Origin of the sequence: Psychrobacter pulmonis, assembly GCF_904846465.1 — a bacterium.
Classification (GTDB): domain Bacteria; phylum Pseudomonadota; class Gammaproteobacteria; order Pseudomonadales; family Moraxellaceae; genus Psychrobacter; species Psychrobacter faecalis.
Genome location: NZ_CAJHAT010000003.1, coordinates 123,497 through 136,782 on the forward strand (window position 1 = coordinate 123,497; position 13,286 = coordinate 136,782).

A 13,286-nucleotide genomic window follows, 5' to 3' on the forward strand; every position below is an offset into this window, starting at 1 on the left:
ATGTTGCTACAAAGCCACCATCAAGCCGAAGTCAGACAAACTGCCTTTTATGCCGCTTTACTGGCGCAGCCTGAGCTCATCACTGCCTTAAAGCAACAAGCCCATGCCCAAGAAGACGCTCAGTTACTACGCACATTGACCGACTTTGATGATTTTCGCTTATTGCGCGGTACGGCCTTTGATAATGTAAAAGCGGATAAGCGTACGTCTTATCATGATGCGCTATTAACTATTTCCATAGGAACACAGACTGAATCTCAAAACAAAAATGCGACTGTGGTCACCAATCAAAGCGCGGCAGATGAAAGCTCTGCCATCAGCCTTACGTTAAGTACACAAAATTTTGCTGCCTCAACAGCGCAAAAAAACATCATGGATAAAAGCACCACTCAAACGCCAAGAAAAACCGTATCAAAAACCACTAAGACAGTAGTACCGCATCCAATATTGAGTAATTCAAGCCTTGAGCCTTTATTACAAAACCTGAGTAATCACTACGAAGACATTAGTTTTCGCGCCGCCTATGCACTTGCCTGCTTAAAGGATGAGCGCGCCTTTGGCACCTTAATACGGTTCATGCATCATGAGAATGATGCGTTCATTCGCGCAGGGGTCGCTGCCGCCTTAGGACATCTAAAGCTAGCTGATGGTAAAGCCATTTTGCCCACCTTGCTGGATGATAAGGACGCAAGTGTGCGCCAAGTCGCAATGAGTGCCTTAGGTAAGCTCGTCAATGATGATCTATCTTGGGTAGCGTTTGGTTTTGCTTCAAAACACCAAGACATTCATGAGCGCGCGCTTGCGATACTGCTGACACAAGTGCTCAATGACAAAAAAACGTCATTCAATTCATCAAGTATGAGCAATATACTAGAGCAAGCGCTTAACAACCCTTTTACCAGTATTCGCTTAGAAGTGGTAAAAGTACTCCTCAATCGAGCGCTTGAACGCGTTTCCAAAGCTGCAATCATAAGCATGATTGAGCAGCTACAGCACAGTCTGTTTGAAGATGTGCATCAAGTGGCACTAGAAGAATGGCAGCGGTTACTGCTACAAAGCGCATCAAAGCCAGCTGTGACACCGGACAGCGTAGACACATATCAAGCGGTTATGACGTTACTGTTTGCAGATAATTTTGCTAATGTTCGCAAGCAAGCGTTTGATACTGCTCTTAAAAATAGCAAACGTCTCGGGCTTGACGATCTGATGTTGACCGCGCTTGCCAGCCCTTACCTTGATATCAAACGTTTGGCACTTAACTATTTACAAACCAAAGCCAGCACTCGGCAGCTGCGCGCTTTAATGCCTGCCTTAGTCAATTTATTAGCCGACGACAGCATGGACTTGCGCCAACAAGCATTAGAGGTCGCTTTGACGGTGGCTGATATTGGCATTTCGTTCAATCCAATTAACCACGCTAATAACGATAGTGGCAAGAGTAATAATATAAATCTGAGCGATCATGAGGCATTACTCACCGCAGGATTAAACAGCCCTTACCCTGATATTCAGTTGACCGTTGCTAAATTGCTGGCAAGACAGTCTCATATCTACCCTGAACCACTAAAAACGCAGTACGAAGAAAACGCTTATGCAGTGTTTGCACAGTACCTGAATAAAGAGATGCCAGTAGTCGCCAACGATAAGAAAAACAATGAGGATTACAAGCAGTGGCATCACCATATTGCTGAGGCGCTGACAGGATTGGCAACACTCTGTGATCCTCAAAAATACCACGCTTTAGACTGGTATGCGCGTTACCTACATCATCCCGATGCAGATTTTAAAGCACTTGCGCCCAAGCTCATGTACATTGCTTCCGCACAAGATGCTGAAGTGGCTGACGTATTGGCCACATGGCAAAAAGACGAGCGCCCCCTCATTCGTCAATCAGCCAGTTTGGCATTGGCGGTTTGGGGAGATAGTCGCGGCCAATACTTTTTTAGCAATACATCAACCAATGTATCGAGCAGCAGCACTCGTACCAACGACAGTCATAGAGATAGTCTGCGCCATCTTGTCGAGCCTATTGGCGCTATTGAGTGGCTACAAGCGCGTGCAGGTTTGGGTATTACTGAGGCACAGCAGTTGCGTGCTTTATTTGATACTCAATACTATGCGCCAGCGGCCAGATTATTACTCATATTTGATGCCTTAGTATCACAATCAGCATCGCCGCTTATGCGACCTGAGCGTTTGATTGAGACGCTTAGTTTTTCAGACAATGAGACTGCCGTTGTTTATGCGCACGTATTGGCACGCTTTAATTTACCCCTGATATCCAATTGGCAATACCTCAGTAAATACCTCTCTCAGAAGATTGATAGCATTTTGTCTGCCCACCCAAAGATACTGATATTATCATCAGAGACAAGTAGTACAACTGACGCACGTGCCAGCATAGTGAGTACGGTCAATGTTGCAAGCTTGCAGCAATTTGCACACTTGACCCAGCACGAGAAACCTTTGATACGCGCTCAAGCGGTGGCAGTATTAGGCAAGTTGTCTCGTCTACTGACGCAGCAACCTTATGACGATGAGGCACAAGTATTTAATATCTTACAAGAGTGGCAACGCAGTATCGAGGCGTTACTTCAGCGTCATCACAGCTCAATGGTTACCGATGATATCAGTCAGCAAGATTTAAGCAGCAGCGACATTGCCCATAGCTACCAGACACTTGCGTTTGGCGCTTGGCTTGGTGTGATTCGTGAAAGCGACAATGACAACAGCAGCACTGAGCAAGCAATTCGCGGACTAATGTGGCTGACCAAACAACCTTTGGCATCAATCACAGATACTGCATCTGCCGACAGCAATCAAGCTAGGACTATCGATTGGTCGGACAGTGTCAGTCGTGCGCTGTTACCGCTACTGCACCGTCCTCATATCGTGACGCGCGAGCTGGCATGGGATTGCTTGACTAAGCTACCTGTGCCGGCGTCAAAGCTGGCAGAGTATGCAATGAGTACGCCTTATCGTGACATGGTCAAGCGCGGTTTGCATTGTCTGATTGATAGTAAGGATGAGGCCATTGTTAATAAACAGCTGAAAGAATTACTGCTCACCAATCATCAGTTGCTGGCTGAAGAAACTTATCAGCTATTAAAAGAGCGTATGGGTCATCTGCCCGCCAGCTTGATGGCACTGCATACCGAGAGCTTACCACTTTTGCGCCAACTGGTTAGTGAGTGGCGTCAAGTCACGACTCGCGCTTCCAATTCGGCCACCACAGCTACGACGGTAATGGATACTTCTAATCAGGTGCTATCAGAGCAAGCGTTACGCCAAGACAAGCTGACCTTTTTATTACAAGCGCGCCATTGTCACGACTGGCAGGCACGTTATCAGGCCTTTATGCAACTCATCGAGTTTGACGAGGTATTGTTTACCGATACCGCGTTTAATAATACAAAGCTTAATGATACTGGACTCATTGACGAGCTATTCACCTTTTTGATGGACAGCACAAATAAATACGAGCAGGGACAAGTTTTATCGCTTATTACTCAGGTATTGCAGTCTTGCAAGCGTGTGAAAGCGGCGACGCATAATAATAATGTCGATGAAGCTTTTGATAAAAACATTGTTGAGCAAATTGTTGAGCAAGTGGCTCAGACAGCCTGCAAAAAGCTATTGGACTTGCTAGATAATCCAACACTCAAACTGTCAAATGCTGACTTGTATCAAACTATTGGTACGCTTCGTGATACACACATGGCAGCACCTTTACGCCACCGCTTACAAAAACTGTTTGAGCATCCAGCACCGCACTCACATAAAGAGCGCCAGCAGCTATTTGATGCGCTTGTAATGATAAGTGGCTACGATCAACCCATTTATGATTATTTGGATGAGGACAAAGATTTGCGCTGGCTACAACGCCAGCATCCAAGAGATCCTGAAGCACTGCTGTCTTTATTCATCTTGCTCCTTCGCTATGCCGACTATACCCATGCCGCTCAACTGTTAAAATCACTTGCATGGATACCTGCGATATGGACGCAAGATACTGTTATTGATGAAGATATCGCCGATAAAAACGTTATTAGCAAAAGCATGACCAAGGAAAATGAGGATATTGCTGTTCGTATTGATAAAGCATTGGCATTGTCTTATGAGCAACTGCCTGCCAAATATATCCAAAACCTGATCGAAGCCGTCGCTTACCGTGCAAAAAAACGCAAAAATAATGCAGGCGTCCTGAAAAACATACTCAAAAAGGCGCTATCAAACAAAGAGGCGTCAATACCATTTTTGGCAGCCGAAGGTTTGGCGCTTTGCGGCAATAGTGAGGGTTTAAGCACCTTAATGGCGAGTATGGATTACCATACCGATGGTAATATTCGTCGGCGTAGTGTGCTTGCCATTGGTGAGATGATGCATGTTGATTCTCGCACTTCCATACAATTATCTGACGCTCAAGCGACTGACATAACGCATACGCTATACAAAGCTTATGATAAGTTAATCAAACTGGCTGAAGATAATGAGCATTATCTGCAAGACGTGGCTTGTGAAGCATTAGGGCATATCGCGCAGGGTGGTGAGTTTGAATACAGCGCGCAGATTTTTGCTTTATTAACGTCACAGTTATCAGACCCTGAATTACAGCCTTACAACCCAGCTATCACTCACTGGTTAAATGGGTTACGTTGGTTGAACACCAGCAATGCTTGGGCGCAAATCCGCAACCACATCCAGCGACAGTTGCATGAGCAGTTACTATTTGATCCGCAGCAGCATGCCATCTCTTTATTATCGCATCATGATAGTGAAGCAAATAAAGACCTACTGCTAGATATTCTCAAACAATATAACGATCAAGAAGAAATACTGGAAACCGCTTATACGGCGGCACAAAATCTGTGGGGCAACCGTGCTGATTACATTTATCCCTATGACTGGGCTGCGATACAAAATTCAGATGAAGACTTTGCAATTCTAGCAACGCCTAGCCTAAAACGCATCGTAACGTATAGCAGCATCGACATGCTGGCGCCTTTCATCACTGAGCATCTTCATCAGCTGCCCGCTCAGACGATTACTATCTTACAAAATGCGCTGTTGGCAAAACAGGATATGAGTCGTTCAACGCTACACAGCTTGATGAAAAGCTCTGATGCGCAGATACAGCAGGTAGGCCTGCGTTATTTAACGCAGTATCCTCGCGAGTATCTTGATACGCAGATGCAGATTGACTGTAAGCAATACTTCATCACCGCGCAGCATCGATGGCAATCTCTAATAGATACTGTCATCGCGCGCCCAGCGATGTGCCAAGACTATTTGTGGCTGACTGAGGTACAACAGGTAGCAACTACTATTACCCATCTGCTGTGGATCACATGCCGCTACAGCGTACCTGATAATGCCCTATTTGACTGGTTGAGAGATCAGCTAGCCTCACCTGTCATCAGTAGCGTAACTGCGCTTGCTACTGCTGTCAGCCAGTATTGGCAGCAAGCCTTATTAGGGCTGCTGGCAAGGCAAGCGAGCGACGATCATTTGCTGAGCGACCTAGTGCCTACGCTTACTAATTTAGCAAACGAGCAAATAGCATCTTTGGCGGCAGATGACAAAGTTCTTCTATTTACCTTACTTGAGCGATTAAGTGCGCAAGATGCTCAAGTAAACAAAATAAATGAAGCAGGTGTGTTGTCGCGATTGGTGGGCTTGTTCTCACAACGTGGTGATAATATTGAGACACTCAATGTAACGCCTCAGGCAGATATAAACCAGCCATTACTGCTAGCCATAAAAGCTAAGGATGCCGCTACGTTATATGAATATGCACAGGACAATCAGGTGGAGATGTCACTACGGGTACGCGCCATCGAAGCACTTGGGCAGCTACACGACCCTAACATTGGCACGTGGCTTAATGCTCTAATGCAAGCACCTGCTGATGCTGATGCTGATAGTCACGCTGACATTGATATTCAAAAGCTGGCTTACAAAGTTTTGCGCCGCTGGCAACGAGGATTGACACGCGCTCAGCAAAAGCGCCCACAAGTGCCTAACTTAAATGTAATGAGAACAACACATTTACAGGCTATAGATAATCAACGAGATCAGGGCGAAGGACAGCATCATGACCAATAATCAAATCGACAACTTAATTGAGCAAGAGGCCTCAGAAATCAGTCAAGATGACATGCCAACAGGTAGTGACGACATTAATGCTAATGGCATGACGATGCAGCTGAATTATGCCGCGCCCAGTCATGTGAGCTTATCTGCCGATCAGCAATCTACCCACAGCCGACATGTGGCGCTGTTCACACAACTAGATCGCGATGCCGTCAGCTTTCATGGCACGGTTAAAGATCCGCTGGTTTTTCGAGATAGCTTACTTGCCTTATTTGATGTGGTCAGTAGTGACTACCGCTATGTTCCCAAAGATCGCGCTGCCTATGCCGTTTTTATGCAAATGCGCCGTGCCAGTCGTCATAAGAACTTATCTTCTGCACAGCGTGATTACTTCACCTGGCTGTTCAATAATGACCCTTTAGCCTTTTGTCTTCTTGATCCTATCATTCAAGTGCATCAAGAAGGCGTTAGCTTTGAGGTGTTTAGCCGTGATGAAGGCTGCTATGCGCAATTAACCTTGCAGCATGATTTATTTGAAACAAACTCTGCACCAGTGCTTGGTACCACCAGTATTGATTACAGCAGCGCTTTATTTGATGGTATCGAGCAGATTAGTGATCACCAAACAACCCTGCTAGACATTGGTCAAGAGGCGGTACATCTACAACGCTCAGAGCCAGCAGACACATCAGACGCAGCAAGTAACGAAACCGAATCTGCGACCACAGTGAGCGAGGTCATCGAAAAACGTATCAATGTACCCAAAAGTTGGATACGCGCACTATTGCAAGTACAGTCTGCAGCTCAATTGGCACACGAACGAGTTGATCTTGACCCTATTGCTTTGTACAACGTTTTATTTGAGCTACGTATGCATGCCGATATCAAGGGCAAGCGCCGTGGTTTATTAATCGAGCTGATACCGCAGCAGCTGCCAGTGATAATTTTAGAGCCATTTGATATAGCTGTCACCAGCCAAGTCAGTCGCCAGCAAACCCCGTATCAAGGACAAAAATCCAAGCTCATCCGCTTATGGGGTCGCCGCCGCCTGAGTTTATTAAAGCGCTTGTTGCCGTATGCCGATACGGTCAGTGTGTCGCTGCTTGGACAAGGGATGCCAAGCTACTGGACGCTCACTGGTAAGGGTTTTCATTTTACCTTTGCCATGACAGGATTTAGCCAAGCCAACTGGTCGCAATCACTAAATTTTGATTTGTTATTGCCCAAGCGCCCGCAGCAAAATGCACTAAATAATGAAAACCTTAACAACGATGATTTATTACCGCTAGTACAAACGCTTGCGGAGCAACCTAGCCGTATCGATACCTTGACCAAGCATTTATCGGCGCAGCGTACATCAGATAACCCTATTACAGCCAGTCAGGTACGTCAGCAATTACTATCTGGCGCTCAGCAAGGTTTGATTCGCTATGATATGGCCAACCAGTCTTATCATTATCGCCCGTTGACGCAAACGCCTCTCGATATGTCGCAGTTTGCGCATCATAGCGAGGCAGAAAAACAGGCATTTGACATAGTTGGTCGTGAAGATGGTGTGCAGAATCTAAACGTACAGACAGTGGTAGGACAAGGCGTCTCCATCAGCGCTGATATCCATGTAAAAGAAGATCGTCGTACTTATCAAAGCCAGTTGCAATTGGGCGAAGATGGGTTGGTCAGTCGCGCCGTGTGCAGCTGTCCACAGTATTTACAGCATCGCCTTAGCCAAGGCATCTGCGCGCATCTTATCGCCCTGCGTTTAAGCTACCATCAATACGACCACACGCAGACAAACAGCAGTTATGACACGCGCACGCTTAGTAAACGGGTACCCAAACAGCAAAAAAGTAAGGATCAACAAAGGCAGAAAGCAAAACCATTATTTGCTAAAGAGACAGCTCAATCAATGTTGCCCACCAGTGATATCTTAGATTTATCAGCTCTTGCCCAAGGACTGCCATCAGATGATATGCAAGCAAAGCCTTCAACAAATAACTCTACTGAGCATACCATCCGCTATGTGCATTTGACCTGCGATGATAAAAAAGTGCTGATCGAACAGATCATCGATGATGACAGCACGCGTCAGCAGTTCATATTCAATCAGCCTGCCGCCGCACATGCAGCGTTTTTACAACATCTTGCCAGATTTGAAGCCAAAGGCTTTATCGAAAATAAAGGGGTATAACCCATGAGCACAACAAACAATCAGCAAACCGATTACATTACCCCTGCGCAGACTATGACCCCAGCTGAGCGTCAATGGCAACAACTTTGGCAAGACATTGAAAACGCTGGCGGGCGTTATCAGTATATCCAGCAGCAAATGGTACAGCATGGGTTTATGGTCGAGCGTAAGCCCATAGATAACATGTCGCCAAAAGAGCGTGAACGCTACAAAAAGTCTCTTAAGAAAGAGGCGGCTGAAGAAAAAAACCTCAAAAAGATAGCATGGCAAGCTTATAAAGCACAGCATATCGTTTATCTTGGGCGCCACATCTATTGGTCAGATGATACCAGCATCGACAAGTGGGATACCAAGGATGCTAGCAATCGACTCATTGAAAATAAGCTACCACTTATCAGCAAGCATACGCAATTGGCAAGTGCTGTCAATCTGACGGTGCCGCAGTTAAAAGGCCTATGCTATCAACAAGAGGTGGCTAGCAATATTCCTTACACACACTTTACCATCAATAAGCGTAACGGCACGCCTAGGCAGATATGGTCGCCTATTCCTCGACTCAAATTTGTCCAGCGCTGGATTTTAGAAAACATCCTAAACAATCTGATGACTCATGGCGCCGCACACGGGTTTGTCCGTGGTAAATCTATTGTTACCAATGCGACCGTGCATTGTAATAGCGCATTGCTTATCAAACTGGATGTAAAAGACTTCTTTCCTAGTGTGCATTGGCGCCGAGTCAAGGGTGTGTTTCGCCATGCAGGCTATCCTGAGCAAATAGCCACGTTGCTGGCTTTATTGTGTACAGAATCACCAAGACAGATGGTGCAGCAAAATGGCAAAACGTATTATGTGGCGCTCAGCGATAGAGCATTACCGCAAGGCGCACCAACCAGTCCTGCCCTAACAAATATCGTTTGCTTAAATCTTGATCGTCGTCTGACAGGACTGGCGGAAAAAATAGGTCTGCGCTATAGCCGCTATGCTGATGATTTGACGTTTAGCTTGCCAGCCAATTCTACCAGCATTAAAAACGCCGCCCAGCCGTCTGATCATAACCATCTGATTGGACAGTTATTAGGCTCTGTGCATAAAATTTTGCAGGAAGAAGGTTTTATCTTAAACAATGATAAGACGCGCGTCATACGTATGGGTAATCAGCACAACGTAACGGGCATGGTGGTCAATGGCGAAGGTGTGCCACGCGTGCCACGCAAAATAAAGCGCATGCTACGTGCCTCCCTTCATAATCTAGCATTAGGGCAACCTTTACGTGAGGGCGAAACGCTTGAAACTTTATCAGGATATGCCGCTTGGATCGCTTCAGCGGAACGTGAATTGGGGGAAACGTACTTAGAGAAACTTGCGGTGCTACAAGACCAGGGTAAGCTTGTCGAGATAAAGGGCAATGCCGCCACAGTAAATACTCATTAGAGAAATTAAAATCATTAATAGGGACAGGTAATATTGCAAAAATAAAATATGGTTTTGCCTGTCCCTATGTTTATTAACACATTATTGTGCCACCACTTATCACTCATAGCATCAGTCATATTGTTTTTCCTTAATATACGCGCTTAGGCGTGATGTACAAATCATACAGCGCCTGTATGACGAAGGACATAACAATGGCTAACCTATGCTTGGTGTATCTCGTGGCGAATAACCGAAATGCTGCTTATAAATGCGTGAAAAGTAACTTTGATCGCGATACCCTACTCTATAAGCCACTTCATCAATAGTCACATAGCTTTTGCTCTTCAAAATATGATTGGCTTGTGTTAAGCGCCGCTCTTTTATCCACTCTGAAAAGGTATACGGCAAATCAGTGAAAAGCTTATGCAAATATCTGACGGAAAGATGGCAAGCAGCCGCGACTTTTGTGGGAATCAAATCAGGATCTTCCAAATGCAAATTCACATAGTGCTCTATACGCTTTAAATGCAACGATTGTATCGAAGACATACCGCTCATCACGACTTCCTTTGGCGCACTTAAGGTTAAGACAATCAGGTTAAGCAGTTGCTGCTCTAGTATCTTTATCTCCAAGTCGCCCAGCTGGTTGTTATGAATAAGCGCTAGTATTTGACTAATCTGAAATACTAGCAGCCTGCCAGCACCTTCATCAATCGTTAAACTACGTGCAAATTGCCGCTCTATCGCACCCATTTGAGGCATAAGTAACGCTAACGGTATTTTAATCACATACAGCGACGCTTCATACAGATGGTAAAACTCGTAAGGCAGGCTAGATAGCTCAATAAAGAAATGACCTGGTGTAGACGTTAGCTGTCGTCCTTTTTGAGTGAAACGAACGTCACCCTTGATAGGAAAAGTCATTAAAATACTGTCATCAGCATAACCCGAACTTTCTACACTGCGGTTATAGTGCACAGTGTTGGCGTGATAGTGCGAAACGCCTACGTTTAAAAGCTTGGCATGTTGCAAAAAACCAGAAAACGTATTTGGTTGCCGAAAACTTACATCAAGATCAAAGTAAGTGTCACTAATGGTTCGCTTCCAATCAAAGGCATTTAAAGTTTGCACTTTATCCTTGGTCTGTCGGTCTAATACCAAAGAGCTTAGAATACTGTTATTACTTGGTGAAGCATCTAACGCATGAATGCCACTGGTTTTTAGAAAGTAAGTAGACGTACTATGACTATCAGAGATATCTTTTTTCTGACCTGCCTGCAAGGGTTGATAAGGGGTATTTTGATAACTGTTTGGCTTTTGATTTGCATTCATCCTTGAACACTCGATATATGGTATACAACTGTACTGATATCCTACCAGTTATTGATAAATAATCGTCTTTTATATTCTAAATAAAAGCAAAAAAGGCATCACACGCTGAATCCCGTTCAACCTTTGATGCCTTAACGCAACATAAATTTTAAATGTATATCACGCCGCCCGAGTTAACTTATAAGTTCCAGTCTCATGCAGCTCTGCTTGCCATCCATCTTTAATAACCACTGTAGTGGTTGGCTCTTGGATGAGTGCAGGGCCTGTAACGACCGCACCAGCACCGAATTTTTCACCGTCATAAATAGGCGTCTCTATCCAGTCATAAGATTGATCAAACAGCATTTCACGACTACCAGTTTTAGCACGACTGATATCACCTTGTTGGGCGGGAAGTGTTGGTAGTTTTGGCTTACTAATTTTACCGATGACAGCGACTTCGATATTGACCAGCTCCACGTTACTATCACGCTCATCATAAGTATATAGCTCGCGATGACGCTGATGGAACGACTCTAAGATAGTGCTGACACTATCAGCATCTAGTTTGCCATTTGGTATCAGTACATTGCACTCATGCACTTGACCGACATAACGCATCTCCATAGTGCGTTCAATGGTGATATCGTCGTCTATAAAGCCATCTTCTAACAGTTTTTGGACACCTTGTGCTTCAAGCTCTTGTAGCTTCGCGTTGAGTGCTCGCAACTCTACATCTGGTGCAAGAATCATCATTTGAGTCGCCAAGTAATTATACTTGATATCAGAGATGATTTGCCCAAAGGCACAGAGGCATGAGGCAATTTTTGGTATCAGAATAGTACCTATACCCATCTCTTCAGCCAAAGCAATAATGTGCATGCCAGCTGCACCACCTGCACAAATGAGCGCGAAATCCCTTGGGTCATAACCCTTTTCAATGGTGATGCGGCGAATGGCATTAGACATATTTTGGTTTACGATAGCGCTGATACCAAATGCAGCATGAGCCAAGTCAATGTTTAATGGATCAGCGATGTGTGTTTGTACCGCCTGTGTCGCTTTATTTTTATCCAAGGTCACACTACCGCCCAATACTGCATTTGGCTGCAGATAACCCAATACTAAGTTAGCATCTGTGACAGTTGGCAGCTCACCCCCTTTGCCATAACATGCCGGCCCAGGAGTCGCGCCAGCACTTTGAGGGCCGACCTCTAGCATGCCAAAGGTATTGACATGACCAATAGAGCCACCACCTGCCCCTAATGTCTCGACATGAATCATAGGCACGCCTATACGATTACGTAAAAAATCAATGTCACGATTAAGACTGGTTCGCCCTGATTTTGCCATTGTAATGTCAAAAGAGGTGCCACCCATATCAACCGTGATGATATCGTCAATCCCAAAAGGACTGGCAATATACAGACCCGCTTGCGGTGCTGATGCTGGACCTGAATTAATAGCATTCACTGCCCGCTCTCGCATGATACTACCGACCGCAAGCCCGCCATTAGACTGGAAATAACGAACAGGTTGCGCGGCGCCTAATGCCTTAAAGTAGTCATCAATCTTATGTACGTACGACGCCATGACTGGACTTAGATAGGCGTTAACTAGCGTTGTCGAAGTACGGGTGTACTCTTTAATCTGCGGATAGACGTCACTACCACAGCAAACAAATACTTCTGGCATATGCTGCTCGATTAGCTCCTTTGCACGTTGTTCATGCTGCGTATTGCGTATCGACCAGACAAAAGAAATGGCAACCGCCTTGACGTCTTTTTCCTTCAATACTTTGATAGCATCGAGCACATCTTGTTCGTTCAGAGGTTCATACTCAGTACCATCGGCTAAGATGCGACCACGAATGGGAAAGCGACGATCACGAGTAGCAATTTGTGGCGCTGGTGGGTAACTGGCATCATAGCGATGCCCCTCTTCTTTATGCCCTAAGCGTATCTCGATACTGTCTTCATGACCTTTAGTACATAACAACCCGACCTTAACCCCTTTCATTTGAATCAAGGCATTCAGCGCAACCGTCGTACCATTAATACACAAATCACAAGCTTGGATAATATCTTCAATAGGACGGTTAAATTGCGTGGCTATTTGCTGTAGCCCGTTAGCAATGGCCAAGGTGCCATCTTCAGGCGTAGAAGGTGCTTTAAACAGATGCACATCACCACTTTTTTCTGCTAAGACAAAATCAGTGAATGTACCGCCAGCATCGACGCCAATTCTAAAATCATTTTTCATCAGTTATCCTTAACTTAAG

4 protein-coding genes and 2 pseudogenes are annotated in these 13,286 nt (G+C 45.2%); 4 read left to right on the forward strand and 2 right to left on the reverse strand.

Going from position 1 to position 13,286, the window contains the following annotated elements:
* Positions 1–372 precede the first annotated feature (372 nt).
* From JMX70_RS12485 to JMX70_RS06930, 4 genes and pseudogenes are all read left to right on the forward strand, one after another.
* A pseudogene (locus JMX70_RS12485) lies at positions 373–711 on the forward strand (HEAT repeat domain-containing protein); the annotation flags it as partial.
* A 4,929-nt stretch (positions 712–5,640) separates the two neighbouring features.
* Positions 5,641–5,814 (forward strand): annotated as a pseudogene (locus tag JMX70_RS12670) (hypothetical protein); the annotation flags it as partial.
* 280 nt (positions 5,815–6,094) lie between these two features.
* Complete coding sequence (locus JMX70_RS06925; RefSeq protein ID WP_201590777.1) at positions 6,095–8,281, forward strand: hypothetical protein; 2,187 nt, start codon at positions 6,095–6,097, stop codon at positions 8,279–8,281.
* A 3-nt stretch (positions 8,282–8,284) separates the two neighbouring features.
* Entirely contained in the window at positions 8,285–9,712 is a 1,428-nt protein-coding gene (locus JMX70_RS06930; RefSeq protein WP_201590779.1) for a reverse transcriptase family protein, read from the forward strand.
* Positions 9,713–9,910: 198 nt separating this feature from the next.
* Here the strand turns inward: JMX70_RS06930 and JMX70_RS06935 are convergent, their stop codons facing one another.
* Positions 9,911–11,026 (reverse strand): AraC family transcriptional regulator, encoded by a 1,116-nt coding sequence (locus tag JMX70_RS06935; protein WP_144296167.1) that lies wholly within the window; start codon positions 11,024–11,026, stop codon positions 9,911–9,913.
* A gap of 159 nt (positions 11,027–11,185) precedes the next feature.
* Positions 11,186–13,267 carry a caprolactamase subunit alpha gene (gene capA / locus JMX70_RS06940; RefSeq protein WP_144296168.1) on the reverse strand — a complete coding sequence of 694 codons (2,082 nt, stop codon included), beginning with the start codon at positions 13,265–13,267 and terminating at the stop codon, positions 11,186–11,188.
* Positions 13,268–13,286 lie beyond the last annotated feature (19 nt).

Excerpts from the sequence above, each read along its gene's own strand:
- JMX70_RS06925 (WP_201590777.1), top strand. The coding sequence starts at position 6,095 with ATGACCAATAATCAAATCGACAACTTAATTGAGCAAGAGGCCTCAGAA.
- JMX70_RS06930 (WP_201590779.1), top strand. The coding sequence starts at position 8,285 with ATGAGCACAACAAACAATCAGCAAACCGATTACATTACCCCTGCGCAG.
- JMX70_RS06935 (WP_144296167.1), bottom strand. The coding sequence starts at position 11,026 with ATGAATGCAAATCAAAAGCCAAACAGTTATCAAAATACCCCTTATCAA.
- capA (WP_144296168.1), bottom strand. The coding sequence starts at position 13,267 with ATGAAAAATGATTTTAGAATTGGCGTCGATGCTGGCGGTACATTCACT.